At 75.5% G+C, this 17,870-nt stretch carries 13 protein-coding genes; 9 read left to right on the top strand and 4 right to left on the bottom strand.

Annotation, left to right across the window (positions count from 1 at the left end; all coding sequences use genetic code 11):
* Positions 1 to 15 precede the first annotated feature (15 nt).
* Positions 16 to 1,932, top strand: coding sequence for a SpoIIE family protein phosphatase (locus tag ACFC0B_RS10010; RefSeq protein ID WP_376084420.1), 1,917 nt, complete (start codon positions 16 to 18; stop codon positions 1,930 to 1,932).
* Here the strand turns inward: ACFC0B_RS10010 and ACFC0B_RS10005 are convergent.
* The gene (locus ACFC0B_RS10005; RefSeq protein WP_376084418.1) at positions 1,929 to 2,672 is read right to left on the bottom strand and encodes a PIG-L deacetylase family protein; all 744 of its coding nucleotides are present in this window, start codon (positions 2,670 to 2,672) and stop codon (positions 1,929 to 1,931) included. The two genes, ACFC0B_RS10010 and ACFC0B_RS10005, sit on opposite strands and share 4 nt — an antisense overlap.
* A gap of 263 nt (positions 2,673 to 2,935) precedes the next feature.
* Between ACFC0B_RS10005 and ACFC0B_RS10000 the strand changes: the two genes are divergently transcribed.
* The 5 genes from ACFC0B_RS10000 (at position 2,936) to ACFC0B_RS09980 (ending at position 8,641) form a co-directional block, all read left to right on the top strand.
* The gene (locus ACFC0B_RS10000; protein ID WP_376084416.1) at positions 2,936 to 3,955 is read left to right on the top strand and encodes an MDR family NADP-dependent oxidoreductase; all 1,020 of its coding nucleotides are present in this window, start codon (positions 2,936 to 2,938) and stop codon (positions 3,953 to 3,955) included.
* Positions 3,956 to 3,991: 36 nt separating this feature from the next.
* The gene (locus ACFC0B_RS09995; protein WP_376085088.1) at positions 3,992 to 4,372 is read left to right on the top strand and encodes a MerR family transcriptional regulator; all 381 of its coding nucleotides are present in this window, start codon (positions 3,992 to 3,994) and stop codon (positions 4,370 to 4,372) included.
* 204 nt (positions 4,373 to 4,576) lie between these two features.
* Positions 4,577 to 5,185 carry an ArsR/SmtB family transcription factor gene (locus ACFC0B_RS09990; RefSeq protein ID WP_376085086.1) on the top strand — a complete coding sequence of 203 codons (609 nt, stop codon included), beginning with the start codon at positions 4,577 to 4,579 and terminating at the stop codon, positions 5,183 to 5,185.
* The gene (locus ACFC0B_RS09985) at positions 5,182 to 6,477 is read left to right on the top strand and encodes an MFS transporter (protein WP_376084415.1); all 1,296 of its coding nucleotides are present in this window, start codon (positions 5,182 to 5,184) and stop codon (positions 6,475 to 6,477) included. The genes ACFC0B_RS09990 and ACFC0B_RS09985 overlap by 4 nt, the downstream gene beginning before the upstream one ends.
* A 139-nt stretch (positions 6,478 to 6,616) precedes the next feature.
* Positions 6,617 to 8,641, top strand: coding sequence for an FUSC family protein (locus ACFC0B_RS09980; RefSeq protein ID WP_376084413.1), 2,025 nt, complete (start codon positions 6,617 to 6,619; stop codon positions 8,639 to 8,641).
* Positions 8,642 to 8,656: 15 nt separating this feature from the next.
* Here the strand turns inward: ACFC0B_RS09980 and ACFC0B_RS09975 are convergent, their stop codons facing one another.
* The gene (locus ACFC0B_RS09975; RefSeq protein ID WP_376084411.1) at positions 8,657 to 10,063 is read right to left on the bottom strand and encodes an amidase; all 1,407 of its coding nucleotides are present in this window, start codon (positions 10,061 to 10,063) and stop codon (positions 8,657 to 8,659) included.
* Positions 10,064 to 10,306: 243 nt separating this feature from the next.
* On the opposite strand from ACFC0B_RS09975, the gene ACFC0B_RS09970 reads away from it, so the two are divergent.
* Positions 10,307 to 12,103 (top strand): beta-galactosidase family protein, encoded by a 1,797-nt coding sequence (locus ACFC0B_RS09970; RefSeq protein ID WP_376084410.1) that lies wholly within the window; start codon positions 10,307 to 10,309, stop codon positions 12,101 to 12,103.
* Between the two features lie 63 nt (positions 12,104 to 12,166).
* Here ACFC0B_RS09970 and glmS read toward each other — a convergent pair whose 3' ends face one another.
* Together glmS and ACFC0B_RS09960 are read right to left on the bottom strand one after the other, a co-directional pair.
* Positions 12,167 to 13,993: a glutamine--fructose-6-phosphate transaminase (isomerizing) gene (gene glmS / locus ACFC0B_RS09965; protein ID WP_376084409.1), complete on the bottom strand. Its 1,827-nt coding sequence runs from the start codon at positions 13,991 to 13,993 to the stop codon at positions 12,167 to 12,169.
* Between the two features lie 73 nt (positions 13,994 to 14,066).
* Positions 14,067 to 14,351 (bottom strand): hypothetical protein, encoded by a 285-nt coding sequence (locus tag ACFC0B_RS09960; protein ID WP_376084407.1) that lies wholly within the window; start codon positions 14,349 to 14,351, stop codon positions 14,067 to 14,069.
* Positions 14,352 to 14,554: 203 nt separating this feature from the next.
* On the opposite strand from ACFC0B_RS09960, the gene asnB reads away from it, so the two are divergent.
* Complete coding sequence (gene asnB, locus ACFC0B_RS09955; RefSeq protein ID WP_376084405.1) at positions 14,555 to 16,405, top strand: asparagine synthase (glutamine-hydrolyzing); 1,851 nt, start codon at positions 14,555 to 14,557, stop codon at positions 16,403 to 16,405.
* A 211-nt stretch (positions 16,406 to 16,616) separates the two neighbouring features.
* Entirely contained in the window at positions 16,617 to 17,741 is a 1,125-nt protein-coding gene (locus ACFC0B_RS09950) for a hypothetical protein (RefSeq protein ID WP_376084403.1), read from the top strand.
* Positions 17,742 to 17,870 lie beyond the last annotated feature (129 nt).

Raw genomic sequence — 17,870 nt, 5'->3', positions numbered from 1 at the left:
CCGGGGCGGTGAGCCGTGCTGCCCGCGGCGGCCTCCGCCGCCGGCACCCCGGCCCTGCCCGGGCCGCTGGCCGCGCTCGCGCCCCTGCTGGAGCAGTACGGCTACCCGGCGCTGGCCCTGTTCGTGCTGCTCGACAACTGCGGGATCCCCGCGCCCGGGCAGACCGTGCTGGTGCTGGCGGCCGTCTTCGCGGGCACCGGCCACCTGGAGTTCGCCGCCGTGGTGGCCATCGCCTTCACGGCGGCGGTGCTCGGCAACACCCTGGGCCACCTGATCGGCGCCACCGGCGGCCGCGCCTTCGTGCACCGCTGGGGCCGGTACGTGCTGCTCACGCCGGAGCGCATGGCCGGCGCCGAGGTGTTCTTCGCCCGGCACGGCGGCCAGGTGGTGACGGTCGCCCGGTTCGTCGACGGGCTGCGGCAGACCAACGGCATCATCGCCGGGACGACCGGCATGCCCTGGCCCCGGTTCCAGGTGTTCAACGTGCTCGGCGCCGCGCTCTGGGTGGGCGTGTGGGCCGCCGTCGGCTACCTGGCCGGCAGCCACGTCGGCACGGTCTGGCGGACGGCGGTGCGCTACCAGCTGTGGCTGCTGCTCGCGCTCGGTGCCCTCGCCGTCCTGCTCGCCGCCCGGTACCTGCTGCGCGGCCCCCGGGGCCGGGCCCGGTGGCGACGGGACCGGGTGCGGTGGCGACGGAGCCGGGCGCGGTTGCGACGGGCGCCCCGGCCGGTGAGCCTGGAAACGATCACCTGGGAGGCGAGGATGACCGAGGTCGGGACGCGCACGGGCCCCGGGAGCGCGGAAGCGCACCGGGCGCCCGCCAACCGGACCGTCGTCCTGTCCGTCCTCGGGGCCACCGCCCTGGCCCTGGGCGCGCAGGCCGTGGGCGGCACCAGCGCCCGGCTCGTCCTGCTGCTGGTGTTCGTCCCCGCGCTGCTGGCCGGCCTGGGCACGCTCGCCCAGACCCTCGGCGCGGCGATCTGGGTCACCGGGGTGATCGTCGTCAGCTCGGTGTACTTCCCGCCGGAGTCGATCAACGGGCGGGCCCTGACGCTGGCCACCGTCGTCGGCGCCTCGGTCTTCGCCGTGCTGCTCTGCGCCCGCCGGGTGCGGCGCGAGCACGAGCTCCACCGGATGCGGCAGAGCGCCGTCGCCCTCCAGCGCCAACTGCTGCGCCCGCTGCCCGCCCTGACCCCCGACGTCCTGCTGCACGGCCGCTACCGGCCGATCGAGGAGGACGCCATGGTCGGCGGCGACCTCTACGACATCGCCGACACGCCCTACGGCACCCGGGTCGTCATCGGCGACGTCCAGGGCAAGGGCCTGCCCGCGATCGGCACCGGCTTCGCCGTGCTCGGCGCCTTCCGCGAAGCGGCCTTCCGCGAGCCCGCGCTCACCGACGTCGCCCTCGCCCTGGAGGCCGCGGTCACCCGGCACAACGCGTACGCGGCACAGAGCGGTGAGGTCGAACGCTTCGTCACCGCCACCGTGCTCTGCCTGGACCGCACCGCCGCCGTGCAGGCCGTCAACTGCGGCCACCTCGCCCCGTACCTGCTGACCGCCGGGACCGCGGAGGCCGTCCCGCTGGCCCCCGGCGTGCCGCTGGGGCTCGCCGACCTGGCCGGGGAGGTGCGGACCGTCCAGTGGTTCGACCTCCCCGCCGACGGGACGCTGGTGCTGCTCACCGACGGGGTCACCGAGGCGCAGGACCGCGCGGGCGCCTTCTACCCGGTCGAGCAGCGGCTGCGCGCCCTCGGCGACCGCACCCCGGACCAGCTCCCCGAGGCCGTCGACGAGGACGTCCACCGCTACAGCCTCGGCCGCCGCCGGGACGACCTCACGGTCCTCGCCCTGCGCCGCAACCCCACCGCCCACCCAACCCGCCACACGGCCGACGCGGCGCCTTCACCGACGCCGCCGCCGACGCCCTAACGGAGCGGGAAGACCTCGAAGGCGACGGCGAAGCGCGTCCCGAGGCGGGTGCCCGCGCCGCGGCCGGCGCCCTCCAGGAAGCCGCGGGCGTCCGCCATCGCGCCGCCGAGGCCGGCCAGGTAGGCCTTGTGGGCCTCCAGCGAGGCGACGCCGCGGTCGAAGTGCCCGGTGGTGTCCGCCGCGTGCGCGGCGTCGGGCGAGCCGGCCGCCCAGATCTGCTGGACCCCGTCCCACGGCTCGTGCCCCTCGTCGACCAGCTCGCGGAAGACCCAGCGGTTGCCCGCGTCCCGCACCGCGTCCAGGGTGGCCCGGCCGACGGCGATGTGGTCGGCCTGGTTGAGGAAGACCCCGCCCCAGGTGTCTCGGAAGTTGCTGGTGATCACGATGTCCGGACGGTGCCGGCGCACCGCGCGGGCGATGTCGCGGCGCAGCGGCAGGCCGTACTCGACGACGCCGTCCGGGTGGCCGAGGAACTCGACGGTGTCCACGCCGACGACGGCGGCGGAGGCGATCTGCTCGGCCTCGCGCAGCGGGCCGCACCGCTCGGGGGCCATGCCGTCGATGCCAGCCTCGCCGCTGGTGACCATCACGTAGACGACCTTCTTGCCCTGGTCCGTCCACCGGGCGACGGCGGCGGCCCCGCCGTACTCCATGTCGTCGGGGTGGGCGACGACGACCAGGGCGGTCTGCCAGTCCTCGTCGACGGGCTGGAAGGGCGCGGGCGCCTGCTGCTCGGACATGGTGGTGCTGCCTCTCCGTGGTGCCGGTGCGTGCGGTCGTGAGGTCGTGAGGTCGTGAGGTCGTGCAGTCATACGGTCGTTCAGTCGTGCGGTCCTACGGTCGTACCGGACGTGACTCTAGAAGATCACCGGGCCGCCCGCCGGGTGATCACCGCGCGCCGAACCGCGGACTTGCCCCTGACGCGCGGGGCAGGGGTTAGCGTCCCCGCACCGCGTGGCGGAACGGCCGCCGCGCCGCTGCCCGAGCACCCTGGAGTCCGCCCATGCCGTCCTTCCCCACCACCGTCCGCGAGGTCCGGCTCGTCGCCGCCCCGCCCGGGCTGCCCCGTCCCGAGCACTTCACCGTGGCCGAGCGCCCGCTGGCCGCCCCGGGCCCGGACGAGGTGCTCGTCCGCAACCGGGGCTTCGTGGTCCTCCCCGGCCTGCGCACGCTCATCGGCGGCGCCTTCGCCGACGCGCCCTTCTCGATCCGGCCGGGCGACCCGCTGCTCGGGCCGGCCGTCGGCGAGGTCCTGGCCGCGCCGGACGGCGGCCCGCTGCGCCCCGGCGACCTGGTCACCCATCTGCTCGGCTGGCGCGACCACGCGGTGGCCGGAGCCGCCGCGTTCACCCGGGTGGAGGACGGCTTCCCCGACCCGCTCGCCCTGCTCTCCCCCGGCCTCGTGGGCTACGGCGCGCTGACCCGGGCGGCGGCGGTCCGGGAGGGGGACGTCGTCCTGGTCACCGGAGCGGCGGGGGCGATCGGCACGGTGTCCGGGCAGGTGGCCCGGCTGCTCGGGGCGGCCCGGGTGATCGGCACCACCGGCTCGGCCGCCAAGGCGAAGCGGCTGACCGACGAGTTCGGCTACGACGCCGTGCTGGTGCGCGGGCAGGGCCCGATCGCCGACCAGCTCGCCGCGGCCGCCCCGGACGGCATCGACGTGCTGCTGGACATGGTCGGCGGCGAGCAGCTGACGGCGGCCGTGGACGCCGCCCGGCCGGACGCGCGCTTCGCCCTGATCGGCTCGCTCGCCGGGCAGATGGACCCGGCCCGGCGCGGCGCCGACGCGCCGACCGTGGTGGACAGCTTCCGGCTGCTCACCCGGAACGTCACCGTGCACGGCATCAGCGGGCAGCGCTACGAGGAGCTGGACCCGGAGTGGCGCGAGCGGCTCGGCGGCTGGCTGCGCGCCGGTCGGCTGACCGTCCCGATGACGGTCCTGCCGGGCATCGAGCAGGCCCCCGGAGCGTTGTCCCGGCTGATCGACGGTGACGTCTTCGGCGCCACGGTCGTCGAACTGTAGCCGGGGCGCGCTCGGGGAGGGCGGATGGCGGGACGGATGAGGATCGGCGACGCGGCGGCGGCCGCGGGCACCACACCGCGGGCGCTGCGCTTCTACGAGGAGCGGGGCCTGCTGCCACCGCCCGCCCGCACCGCCGCGGGCCAGCGCGAGTACGGTCCGGAGACGGTGAACCGGGTGCGGGTGATCCGGGCGCTGCTGGCCCTCGGGCTCACCGTCGAGGACCTCGCCAGCCGCTCGCACCGGCTGGACCTGCTCGCCGCGGACCCGCCGCGCAGCTGCGCGTCGGAGGACGACTTCGGGCCGGACACCTTCGCCCCGGTGATCGAACAGCGGCTCGCCGCCCTCGACGCGGAGATCGCCCGGCTGACCCGGCTGCGCGAGGCCCTGGCCCGGCACACCGGGACCGACGCGCCGTAACCGACCCGCCGGCACCTTACAGAGACTTCTCTGCAGAGACCCCTATGCAGAGAAGTCTCTGCATCCTACGATTCCGTCATGCCCAGCGAACACCCCGTGCCGCCCGGCACGCCCGCGGCTCCCACGCCTCCCACGTCTCCCACGCCTCCCGCAGCTCCCGTGGCTCCCTCAGCTCCCGCGACGCCCGGCGAGCCCGAGCGGCCGATGCGCCGGCTCGACGCGCGCAGCCTGCGCGGCCTCGCGCACCCGCTGCGGATGAAGATCTTCGAACTGCTGAACCTCGACGGCCCGGCGACCGCCACCCGGCTCGCCGAGCGGCTCGGCGAGAACACCGGCACCGTCAGCTGGCACCTGCGCCACCTCGCCGAACACGGGTTCATCGAGGAGGAGACCGGCCGCGGCACCAAGCGCGAGCGCTGGTGGCGGCGCGTTCCCGTCACCAACCAGCTCAACACCACCGACTTCCGCGACGACCCGGACAGCCGCGGCGCGGTCTCGCTCTACCTGCACGAACTCGTCGGGCAGTACTTCAACCGGATCAACACCTACATCACCGAGGACTGGCCGGACGAGTGGCGCAGCGCCGGCACCATCTCCGACTGGAGCCGGCTGCGGCTGACGCCCGCCCAGCTGCGGGCGCTCAACGACGAACTGTTCGCCGTCGTCACACGCCACCGGCCGGACCCGGACGCCGAGCCGGACCCGGCGGCCCTGCCGGTCGTCGTCCAGCTCCAGTCCTTCCCGCGCCGCCCGCAGCCCGGGGCGCCGGACTCACCCGAGGGCGCCGGGGGCCGGGAAGGGGACGCCGGGTGAACCGGGACGCCACCGCCCCGCGCAGCCTGCTGCGCCGCCACCGGGACTTCCGCCTGCTCTGGTGCGGCGAGACGGCCGGCAAGTTCGGCTCCTCCGTCACCGGCGTCGCCATGCCGCTGATCGCCGTCTCCGAACTGCACGCCTCCACCTTCGAGATCGGCCTGCTGAGCGCCGCCGCCTGGGCCCCCTGGCTGGTCATGGGCCTGCCGGTCGGCGTCTGGGTGGACCGCTTACGCCGCCGCCCGGTCATGCTGGCCGCCGCGGGCGCCTCGCTCGCACTGTTCGCCGCCGTCCCGGTCGCCGGCTGGGCGGGCCGGCTGAGTGTCGGGCTGCTGCTGGCCGTCTCCCTGCTCGCCGGCACCGCGGCCGTCTTCTTCCAGACCGCCTACACCGCCTACCTGCCCGACCTGCTCTCCCCCGCCGACCAGCCCGAGGGCAACGCCAAGCTGCACGGCAGCGCCTCCGCCGCCCAGATCGCCGGTCTCGGCTCCGGCGGCCTGATCGCCCAACTCGCGGGCGCCGCCAACGGCATGTTCGCGAACGCGGCGACCTTCCTGGTCTCGCTGCTCTGCCTGGGCCGCATCCGGCACCGCGAGACGCCGCCCCGGGCCGCCGCCGACCGGTCCCTGCGCCGCGAGGTCGGCGAGGGCCTGCGGCTGCTCGCCGGGGACCCCTGGCTGCGCACCTTCGCCCTGTTCGCCGGCGCCTCCAACCTGGCGCTGATGGGCTACCAGTCGATCCAGGTCGCCTTCCTGGTCCGCGAGGTCGGCCTCGCCCCGGGCACCGTCGGCGGGCTGATCGCGACGGTCAGCAGCGGCGGCGTCCTCGGCGCCTTCGTGGCCCGCCGGGTCGCCGCGCGGATCGGCACGGCCCGCGCGATGGTCCTCTTCGAGCTCGGCCTGTGCGCGCTCGCCCTGCTGATCCCGCTCACCGGCCCCGGCTCGGGCGTGCTCTGCTACGCCGCCGGCGGGTTCGGCGTCTCGGTGGGCGTGGTGGCCGGAAACGTGATCAAGTCGAGCTTCCAGCAGCGCTACTGCCCGCCCGAGCTGCTCGGCCGCATCAGTGCCGGCGGCGCCGTCCTCAGCTACGGCACCATCCCGCTCGGCGCCCTCCTCGCCGGCGCCCTCGGCACCGCGCTCGGCCTGCGCCCGGCCCTGTGGATCACCACCGCCGGGGTGCCCCTGGCCGCGCTCGTCCTGCTCTTCTCCCCCGTCGGCCGCACCCGCGACCTGCCCACGACCCCCCGCCCCGCCGACACCCCGCTCCCGACCCCCGAGCCGGTCACCACCTGACGGGCCGCCGGCCGGCCCGCCGCGGGACCGGGCACCGGGTGCGCTCCTCGACGGTCCCCGCCCGTGCGGCCGGCCCGGTGCGGCGCGGCCGCGCGTGCCGCGCCCGGGGCGGCGCGGGCTGGCGCCGTAGGTTGACGGCATGGCACAGGACGCGCCGGGTGGCCGGCTCTCACCTCCGAAGTGGCTGACCGCCGGGCTGCGGCCGCAGCCGGCGCCGGTCCCGTGGGCGGCGGTGGCCCGGGCCGCGGTGGCGCTGGCGGCGCCGCTGGCCGTCGGGCTGGCGGCGGGCAGGCCGGCGTACGGGGCGCTGGCGTCGATGGGCGCCCTGTCCGCCGTCATCGGCGACACCGCCGACGCCTACCGGATGCGGGTCTTCAACATCGCCGTGCCGCAGCTGTTCGGCGCCGTCGGCGTCGCGCTCGGCACCGTGGTGTTCGGGCGCGACTGGGCAGCCGTCGCCGTCCTGACGCTGGTCGCGCTGGTCTCCGGGATGATCTCCTCGATCGGCTCGGTCGCCTCCGTCTCCGGTCTGCTGCTCCTGCTCAACGCCGTCGTCGGGGCCGGCCTGCCGATGCCGCGCCCGTGGTGGACGGCGCCGCTGCTGCTGCTCGCCGGCGGCGCGGTGGTGCTGCTGCTCACCCTGTTCGCCTGGCCGCTGCGCGGCGGCGTGCCGGAACGGGCGGCGGTGGCCGGCAGCTACCGGGCCGTCGCCGCGTTCGTCCGCGCCGCCGGCACCCCGGAGCACGACGAACGGCGGCTGGCCGTCACCCAGTCGCTCAACTCCTCGTACGACCTGCTGCTCGCCCACCGCACCCGCCGGCACGGCCGCTCGCCCGGGCTGGCCCGGCTGATCGCCCGGCTCAACGCGCTGATACCGGTCGTCGAGGCGGCCTCCGCCGCGAAACTGCGCCCGGTCGCCCGGCTCGGCCCGCTGCCGGAGGCGTACCCCGCCGCCGTCCTGACGCTCGCCGACGCCGTCGAACGCGGCCGGGCCGCCCCCGCCCCGGGCGAGGACCCCGCCGCCTTCCTCGCCCTGCCGCCGCCGACCGGGCCGTCGGAACGGGCCCTGGACCAGGCCCTGCGCTACGCGGCCGCGGTCGACGCCGAGCCCGGGCGCGCCGACGCCGACCCCGACCGGCTCGGCCGCCCCGCCGCCCCCGGCGAGCGGGCCCGGCGAGCGGCGCGGGCCGCGCTGCTGTCCGGCGCGTCCTGGCGGTACGGCCTGCGGCTGGCGCTGTGCATCGGCCTGGCCCAGGCGCTGGTCTCGGTGCTGCCGGTGCCCCGCTCGTACTGGGTCGCGCTGACCGTCACCTTCGTCCTGAAGCCGGACTTCGGCTCGGTGTTCTCGCGCGCCGTGCTGCGCGCCTTCGGCACGGCCCTCGGGCTGCTGATCGCGATCCCGGTGCTCGCCGAGGTGCCGCGCGGCTGGTGGGACGTGCCGACCCTCGCGCTGCTGGCCACCCTGATCCCGGCGTTCTCGGCGAAGGGCTACGCCTTCCAGACGGCGGCCATCACGCCGGTCATCCTGCTGCTCTCCGACCTGCTCAACCACCAGGGCTTCGGGCTGGTGCTGCCCCGGCTGTACGACTCGCTGATCGGCTGCGGGATCGCCCTGGTGGCCGGCTACCTCTGCTGGCCGGAGTCCTGGCACACCCGGATCGGCGACCGGCTGGCCGACGCGGTCGCGGACACCGCCGCGTACGTGGCGATGGCCTTCGCCGCCGCCCCCGGCCGCGACCAGCCCTCCCGGCCGCGCCGGCGCCGACGGCTCTACCGGGACCTCTCGGCGGTCCGCTCCGAGTTCCAGCGCGCCCTCACCGAGCCGCCGCCGACCGGCACCCGGGCGGCCGCGTGGTGGCCGCTGGTGATCGCGGTCGAGCGGGTGGTGGAGGCGACCACCGCCACCCGGGTCCGGGTCGAGCACGGCGTCCCGGCGCCGCCCGCGCGGGAGGTCGCCGCCATCGCCGGCGACCTCGCCGCGCTGGCCGAGGCGCTCCGCACCGGCACCCCGCTGCCCGCCCCGCCCGACGCCACCCCCGCCGGACCCGAGCCCGCCCCCGCGCCCGGCACCGGCGCCGCCCCCGGCAGCGGCGACGACGTCCTCGCCCCGCTGCGCCGCGAGGTCCGCGCGGCCCGCGCGATCGCCTCCCCGGTCCTCGGCTGACGGCGCCCGGGGCGGTCAGTCCTGGATCCGCCGCCAGGGCCGGTCCGCCTCCAGCGCGAACGCCAGCTCCAGGAGCAGCCGTTCCTCGCCGTGGGCGGCCGACAGGTGCACGCCCACCGGCAGGCCCTCGGGGCTCGCGCCGACCGGCAGGGCGACGGCGGGGCCGCCGGAGACATTGTTGACCGGGGTGAAGGCGACGTAGCGGGTGAGCCGCTCCAGCAGCTCACCGAACTCGACGTTCGGGCTCAGGTGGCCGATCGGCGGCGGGACGTGCGCCAGCACCGGCGACAGGACCGCGTCGTGGGTGCGGAACATCCCCGCGTACGTCCGCTCCGCCCGGCGCAGCCGCCGCACCACGCCCGGCACCTTGGCGAACTCGCGGTGGAAGAGCCGCCGCAGGCCGGTGGTGAGCCCGTCGAGCCGGGCCGCCCGGAAGCCGGGGTCGACGGTCAGCCGGCCGGTCGTGGCGATCAGGAAGGCGAGGTAGCCCCAGTAGAGGACGAAGTCCCGGGAGAACTCCTCGCCGAACGGAAGCCGCACCGGCGTCACCTCGTGGCCCAGCGCGGCCAGCCGGGCGGCGGTCTCCTCGACCGCCGCCCGGGTCGGCCCGTCGGTGGGCGCCGTCGGGGAGTCCACCGCGAGGCCGATCCGCAGCCGGCGCGCGCCGGGGCCCTCGACCAGGCCGAGCGGGGGCAGCGCCGGGTTGCGGTGGTGGCGTTCGGCGGCGGCGAGGAACGCGGCGGTGTCGCGGACGGAGCGGGTCAGCACGCCGTCGGTGATCAGGTCGACCGGCAGCCGGCGGCCCTGGGCGTTGGGCACCATCCGGCCGCGGGTGGGCTTCAGGCCGACCAGGCCGCAGCAGGCGGCGGGGATCCGTATCGAGCCGCCGCCGTCGTTGGCGTGCGCGATCGGGACGACGCCGGAGGCGACCAGGGCGGCCGCGCCGCCGGAGGAGGCGCCCGGCGAGTGCGAGGTCCGCCAGGGGTTGCGGACCGGGCGGGCCGCGGCGTACTCGGTGGAGGCGTTGAGGCCGAACTCCGGCAGCCGGGTCTTGCCGAGGACGGACAGGCCGGTGCCGAGGAACTGCTCGGCGAAGCCGGCGGTGCGGCGGGCCGGCCGGGCGCGGAAGGCCGAACTGCCCTGGCCGGTGGGCATGCCGCGCAGGTCGGTGTTGTCCTTGAGGTAGCTGGGCACGCCGTACAGCGGCGCGTCCGACCCGGCGCCGGCCCCACCGTGCGGCCGCCCGTACGCGGCGAAGGCGACCGGCGCGAGCGCCGCGTCCACCCGTTCGGCGCGGGCCGCGGCGGCCGCCGCCAGCTCGGCGGGGCTCACCTCGCCGGCCCGCACCAGGGCGGCCAGGGCCACCGCGTCGTGCTCCCCCAGCGCGTCGTCCCCGTAGGCGTGCACCCGCTCGTCGGCCATCCGGACTCCCCATCCCTGCCAGTCGGTGGCGGCACCGGACCCGGGCTTCCCTACCTACCCGTCGGTAATGCCGCGCGAGCTGAGCAGTCTAGGTCGGGAGCGGCGCGCGGAGAACCCCCGCGCGGCGCGGGCACGATCACGCCGCACCGCCCGTTCGGTCCTGCGACGCTTCCGGGATCCCGACCGCCGGGCCCGACCTCCGGCGGCCCGCGTCACCACCGCCACCACCGAAAGCTGGTCCGCATGATCGAGCTCGACGTCGACGGCAGCGGATTCCGCCGCAACGGCGCCCCGCACCGCATCGTCTCCGGCGCGCTGCACTACTTCCGCGTCCACCCCGCGCTGTGGGACGACCGGCTGGCCCGGCTGCGCGCCCTGGGCGTCAACACGGTGGACACCTACATCCCCTGGAACTTCCACGAACTCCCCGGCGGCGGGTTCGACTTCACCGGCTGGCGGGACGTCGCCCGGTTCGTCCGGCTGGCCGAGCGGCACGGGCTGGACGTGATCCTCCGCCCCGGCCCGTACATCTGCGCGGAGTGGGAGTTCGGCGGCCTGCCGGCCCGGCTGCTGGCCGTGGACGGGATCCGGCTGCGCAGCTCCGACCCCGCCTTCCTCGCCGCGGTGGACGGCTGGTTCGACGCCCTGGTGCCGGAGCTGCTGCCGCTGCTGGGCCGCCGGGGCGGCCCGGTGGTGGCCGTCCAGGTGGAGAACGAGTACGGGAGCTACGGCAACGACGCCGCCTACCTGGCGCACCTGCGCGACGGCCTGGTCTCCCGCGGCGTCGACTGCCTGCTGTTCACCGCCGACGGCTCCGAGGACTTCATGCAGCAGGGCGGTGCGATCCCGGGCCTGCTGGCCACCGCCACCTTCGGCTCCCGGGCACCCGAGCGCTTCGAGGTGCTGCGCCGGCGGCAGCCCGAAGGCCCGCTGGCGGCCATGGAGTTCTGGATCGGCTGGTTCGACCGGATCGGCGATCCGCACCACGTCCGGGACGCCGGGGAGACCGCCGCCTCGCTCGACGAGCTCCTCGCCACCGGCGCCTCGGTCAACCTCTACATGGCGCACGGCGGCACCAACTTCGGCCTCTGGGCGGGCGCCAACCACGCCGGCACCAGCCCGGACACCCCCGGCTACGAGCCGACCGCCACCAGCTACGACTACGACGCGCCGATCGGCGAGGCGGGCGAGCTGACCGAGAAGTTCCACGCGCTGCGGGCCGTCATCGGCAAGCACCTCCCGCTGCCCGACGTCGAACTCCCGGCCCCGCCACCCCGGTTGGCACCGCGCCGGCTGGACCGCGCGAGCGGCCGGGCCCGCCTGCTCGACTCCCTCGACGCCCTCTCCACCCCCGTCCACCGCCCCGTCCCCGAGCCGATGGAGCGCCTCGGCCAGTCGCTCGGCCTGATCCACTACCGCACGCGCGTCCCCGGCCCGCGCCCCGAACTCCCGCTGCGCGTCGACGGCATCGGCGACCGCGCCCAGGTCTTCGCCGACGGCCGACCGCTCGGCGTCCTCGACCGCAACCGCCCCGGCGAGACCCTCCCGCTGGCCACCGGCCCCGCCGGCGTCACCCTCGACATCCTGGTCGAGGCCCTCGGCCGGGCGAACTACGGCCCCCAGCTGGACGACCGCAAGGGCATCCGGCGCGGCGTCTCGCACGAGCGCCAGCGCCTGCACACCTGGGAGATCCGCCCCCTCCCGCTCACCGACCTCACCGCCCTCGCCTTCCACGACACCCTCGCCGCCGCCGACGGCGACCCCGCCTTCCACCGCTTCGAGACCGACCTCGACGCCCCCGCCGACGCCTTCGTCGCCCTGCCCGGCTGGGGCCGCGGCCTGCTCTGGCTGAACGGCTTCCTGCTCGGCCGCCACACCGACGAGGGCCCGCAGCGCACCCTGTACGCCCCGGCCCCGCTCTGGCGACCGGGCCGCAACACCCTCGTCGTCCTCGAACTCACCCGCCACGGCGAGTCGCTGGAACTCCGCGACGAACCCGACCTCGGCCCCACCACCCGCGCCCCCAGCGCCGACTACTGACCTCCGCCGGGCCCGGGGGCCGGTCGGGTGTCCCCCGGCCGGCCCCCGGGCGCGTGCGCCCGGCTACTCGACGGTGACGCTCTTGGCGAGGTTGCGGGGCTTGTCGACGTCGCGCTCCAGGGCCACGGCGGCGTGGTAGGCGAGCAGTTGGAGCGGGATGTTGAGGAGCAGCGGGTCCAGCTCGGGCTCGCTCTTGGGGACCACGATGCAGTGGTCGGCGAGCTTGGCGTCGGGGCGGCGGTGGGCGACGGCGAGGACCCGGCCGGCGCGCGCCTTGATCTCGCCGAGGGTGGTGAGGTTCTTGTCGAGCAGCTCGTCGTCCGGGACGAGGGCGACGGTGGGCAGCTCGGGGCTGATCAGGGCCAGCGGACCGTGCTTCAGCTCGCTCGCCGGGTAGGCCTCGGCGTGCACGTAGGAGATCTCCTTGAGCTTCTGCGCGCCCTCGCGGGCGACGGGGTAGCCGCGCACCCGGCCGATGAACATCATCCCGGTGGAGTCGGCGTACTCGGCGGCGAGGCCGGCGATCTCGTCGCTCTGGGCGAGGATCTCGCGGATCTGGCCGGGCAGCGCGTTGAGGGCGGAGACGATCCGGCGGCCGTCGGCGGGCGAGAGGTCGTGGATCCGGCCGAAGTGCAGGGCGAGCAGCGCGAAGGCGACGACGGTCGAGGTGAACGCCTTGGTGGAGGCGACCGAGATCTCCGGGCCGGCGTGCAGGTAGATGCCGCCGTCGCACTCGCGGGCGATGGCGCTGCCGACGGTGTTGACGACGCCGAGCACCCGGCCGCCCTTGCGCTTGACCTCCTGGACGGCGGCGAGGGTGTCGTAGGTCTCGCCGGACTGGCTGACCGCGATGTAGAGGGTGTCGGCCTCGATGACCGGGTTGCGGTAGCGGAACTCGGAGGCGGGCTCGCTGTGCGCGGGGATCCGGGCCAGCTCCTCGATCAGCTGGGCGCCCATCTCGCCGGCGTAGTAGGCGGAGCCGCAGCCGAGGATCTTGACCCGGCGGATCTCGCGCAGCTCGCGGGCGTCCAGGTTGAGGCCGCCGAGGTGGGCGGTGGCGAACCGCTCGTCGAGGCGGCCGCTGAGGGTGCGCTCGACGGAGCCGGGCTGCTCGTGGATCTCCTTGAGCAGGAAGTGCTCGTAGCCGCCGGTGTCGTAGGAGTCGATCTCCCAGTCGACGGTGGACGGCTGGCGGTGGGTGGTGCGGGCGTCCTCGGTGAAGGTGCGGAAGCCGTCGGCGCGCACGGTGGCCAGCTCGCCGTCCTCCAGGTGGACGACCTGGCGGGTGTAGCGGACCAGGGCGGAGACGTCGGAGGCGACGAACATCTCCTTCTCGCCGATGCCGAGCACGATCGGGCTGCCGTTGCGGGCGACCACGACGCGGTCGGGCTGCTCGGCGTCGAGGACGGCGATGCCGTAGGTGCCGACGACCTTGCCGAGGGCGGCGCGCACGGCCTCCTCCAGCTCCACGCCCTCGGTGGCGTGGGCGGCGATCAGGTGGGACAGCACCTCGGTGTCGGTCTCGGAGCGGAAGACGGCGCCGTCGGCGGCGAGCCGCACGCGCAGTTCGTCGGCGTTCTCGATGATGCCGTTGTGGACGACGGCGACGCGCTCGGCGTTGTCCAGGTGCGGGTGGGCGTTGGCGTCGCTGGGGACGCCGTGGGTGGCCCAGCGGGTGTGGCCGATGCCGGTGGTGCCCTTGAAGCGGGCGGGGACCTCGGCGGCGAGGTCGGCGACCCGGCCCTTGACCTTGCGGACCTTGATGCCGCCGGTGCGTCCGGCGACGGCGACGCCGGCCGAGTCGTAGCCGCGGTACTCCAGCCGGGCGAGGCCCTCCAGCAGGAAGGGGGTCGCGTCCTTGGGGCCGATGTAGGCCACGATTCCGCACATGGTGGACTCCTTGGTTCCGTGAAGACGAGGCCGGCCGGACGCGCCGTGCCGACAGGACCTGAACGCGGGCCGGTCAGCCGTAGACGATCCGGCGCAGCTGCCGGGCCGAGAGTTCGGGTGCCGCGACCCGGCGAGCCGGCAGCTCCTCGGCGAGCCGGGCGAAGATCCGCTCGTTGGTCAGGCCGCGTGCCTGCAGTTCGCCGTGGCGGCGCCGGACGTACTCCTCGGTGGTCTCGGAGAAGTACGCCAGCACCTCCGCCACCACCCGCGCCGCCTCCCGGGGCCCCAGCGGGCTGGTCCGGGTGAGGTGGGCGAGCAGGTCGTCGTGAGGGTGCGAAGGACCGGTCGAGCTGGACACGAGTGGGGAGCCTAGGCGGCCTCTCGCCGAAAGATCAAAGATCCTGCCCGAAATCGGGCAGGATCTTGCCGTGTTCGAAGCATGAACGGGGGTCTTGAAGCCGCCCGAGTGACCACGTAGCGTGATGACTTGCTCACACACCGGGGGGTCCGGGGGAGGAACGGGAGCGTCGGAAGAGTGTCGGAAGAACCGGAGGCTTGCTGATGTGCGGGATCACCGGGTGGGTCGCGTACGACCGTGACCTGACCGTCGAGCACACGGTGCTCGGGGCCATGACGGACACCCAGCTCTGCCGCGGCCCGGACGCCGGCGGCGTCCGCCTGGAGCGGCACGCCGCGCTGGGCCACCGGCGCCTCGCGGTGCTCGACCTGGAGGGCGGCGTCCAGCCGATGACCGCCGAGCACGACGGCCGGCTGCTGGCCGTCCTCAGCTACAGCGGGGAGGTGTACAACCACCGCGAACTGCGCGCCGAGCTGGAGGCCGCCGGGCACCGCTTCCGCACCCGCAGCGACACCGAGGTGGTGCTGCGCGCCTACCTGGAGTGGGGCGAACACCTGGCCGAACGGCTCAACGGCATGTTCGCCTTCGCCGTCTGGGACGCGCGCACCGAGGAACTGCTGCTGGTCCGCGACCGGATGGGCGTCAAGCCGCTGCACTACCACCCGACACCCGACGGCGTGGTCTTCGGCTCCGAGCCGAAGGCGCTGCTCGCCCACCCCTCGGTGCGCCCGGTGGTCGACCTGGACGGGCTGCGCGAGCTGCTCACGCTGGCCCGCACCCCGGGGCGCACCCCGTACCGGGGCATCGCCGAGGTCCGGCCCGGCCACGTGGTCCGGGTGCGGCGCCAGGGCACCACGGTGCGGCGGTACTGGTCCCTGGAGGCCCGCGAGCACACCCAGGACCTCGCCACCACGATCGGCACCGTCCGGGCACTGCTGGAGGACATCGTCCACCGCCAGCTGGAGGCCGACGTGCCGCTCTGCTCGCTGCTCTCCGGCGGCCTGGACTCCAGCGCCGTCACCGCGCTGGCCGCCCGGACGCTGCGCGCCGCCGGCGCCGGCCCGGTCCGCTCCTTCGCGGTCGACTTCACCGGCCAGTCCGAGCACTTCGCCCCGGACGCCGTCCGCACCACGCTGGACGGCCCGTACGCGGAGATGCTCGCCCGGCACGTGGGCGCCGACCACCGGGTGATCGAGCTGGACACCGCCGACCTCGGCGCCCCGGCCCAGCGGCTGGCCACCCTGCGCGCCCGGGACCTGCCCGGCGGCGTCGGCGACATGGACGCCTCGCTGCTGCTGCTCTTCCGCGGGGTGCGCGAGCGCTCCACGGTGGCGCTGTCCGGCGAGTCCGCGGACGAGCTGTTCGGCGGCTACCGCTGGTTCCACGACCCACGGCTCGTCCACGCCGACGACTTCCCGTGGGCCCCCGTGCTGAGCAGCCTCGGCGGCACCGGCAGCGGACCGCGCGAACAGCTGCTGGACCGGGAGCTGCTCGGCAAGCTCGACCTGGACGGCTACCGGCAGGCCCGCTACCGGGAGGCGCTCACCGAGGTCCCGCACCTGCCGGACGCCGACCCGTTCGAACGGCGGATGCGGGAGGTGTCGTACCTCAACCTGACCCGCTTCGCCTGCATCCTGCTGGACCGCAAGGACCGGATGAGCATGGCCACCGGGCTGGAGGTGCGGGTGCCGTTCTGCGACCACCGGCTGGTGCAGTACGTCTTCAACACGCCGTGGGCGATGAAGCACTTCGACGGCCGGGAGAAGAGCCTGCTGCGCGCCGCCGTGCGGGACGTGCTGCCGGCCGAGATCGCCGACCGGATGAAGAGCCCGTACCCGATCGTGCAGGACCCGCGCTATCCGCAGCTGCTGCGCGGCGAACTCGCCGCGCTGGCCGCCGACCCCGGCTCCCCCGCCCTCGCCCTGCTGGACCGGCGGGCGGTGTCCGACGCGCTCGCGCCGGACACCGACCCGCAGTCGGTCCGGCTGGCGACCGATCTGGCGCTGGACCTCGACGCGTGGCTGACGGAGTACCAGGTGTCCCTGGAGCTCTGAGCGGCGCGCACCCGGGCGGCGCGGAACACCGCGCCGCCCGGCCCCGTCGCACGGTCCGTGACCAGCCTCCAACCCGCCTCGTCGACCTGGCGGGACGTGCGATAGCGTCGCCGACACCTCCCGAATGGCGGCCGAAAACACGGAATCCGAAGCCCGTGCCGTCAGGATGGGGAGAGTCCCGTCCGTCTCGATCCGCCGGGGGATCTCCGTCATGCAACCGCGAGCTTTCGCGATCCTCACCGCCCTGCTGCTCGGGGTGCTCGGCCTGGGGTCGGTGGCCGTCACCGACTGGACGCCCGAGCCGGTCACCGCCGCGGTGGCCGGGGCGGCCGCCCCCGGGGCCGGCAGCGCGCCGGCCGGCACCGCGGTCCCGGCCGGCGGTGCCACCGCCACCCCCACCGGGGACCCGGCGGTGTGGACCCGCTCGACGCTGCGCAACAAGCTGATGGCCGAGATGGACGCCAGCGACCCCGGCGTCGCCCTGGCCGACCTCGACAAGATCACCAAGCAGCTGCCGTACACCGTCCGGTTCTGCCACCCGATCGCCCACGAGCTCGGGCACGCGGCGGTCAAGCGGTTCAACGCCGACTTCCAGAAGGTCATCTCCTACCCGCACGAGACCTGCGCGGCCGGCTACCTGCACGGCGCCGTCGAGGAGATGCTCAACGCCTCCCCCCAGCCCGAGACCGACCTGGTCAAGCTCTGCGCGCCCAAGAACAGCGGCCCGTGCATCCACGGCGTCGGCCACGGCACGATGTTCGTCGCCAAGCAGGACGTCGCCAAGGCACGCGAGCTGTGCAACAAGTTCACCACCGACCAGAACCGGATCCGCTGCTCGGAGGGCCTGTTCATGCAGCTCTTCGGCCCGGACGAGGAGGACGAGAAGGCCAAGGCCAACCTCCCCGCCGACAAGCTCGCCCAGGACCCGCTCTACCCCTGCAAGGAGCAGCCGGCACTGTTCCAGTCCGCCTGCTACTTCTACGCGCCGACCTTCTACCTCTCCTCGCACGACTACCCGAACCACCCCGAGGTGTACGCCGAGGCCCTCAAGTGGTGCCTGGGCGGCAAGGCCTCCGGCGGGGCGGTGGACTGCAGCCGGGGCGTCGGCTCGCGCACCATGAAGTACAACCTGGACCGCGAGGACTGGGCCGCCCAGCAGTGCGCGACCGCCGCCGACGGCTGGCAGCGCAAGGCCTGCGCGGAGGGGCTGGTCAGCTACTACACGGTCAACTACACGGACGCGGGGGCGTCCGGCCGGCTCTGCGCCAAGTTCACCGACAAGGAGATGCAGGGCTACTGCCGGTCGGCGAGCGGCCTCTCCGCCTCGCTGGACTGACCGCAGCCGTCCCGGCCGGGGGGGGGGCCCCCCCCCGCGGGGGGCCCCCCCCCCCGGGGGCCCCCAAAACCCCGGGGGCCGGGCGCCGCCGCCCCCCCCCCCCCCCCCCCCCCCCCCGGCCCCCCCGAC

Source organism: Kitasatospora sp. NPDC056184, assembly GCF_042268405.1.
Classification (GTDB): domain Bacteria; phylum Actinomycetota; class Actinomycetes; order Streptomycetales; family Streptomycetaceae; genus Kitasatospora.
This window is presented reverse-complemented; position numbering and strand designations above follow the sequence as displayed.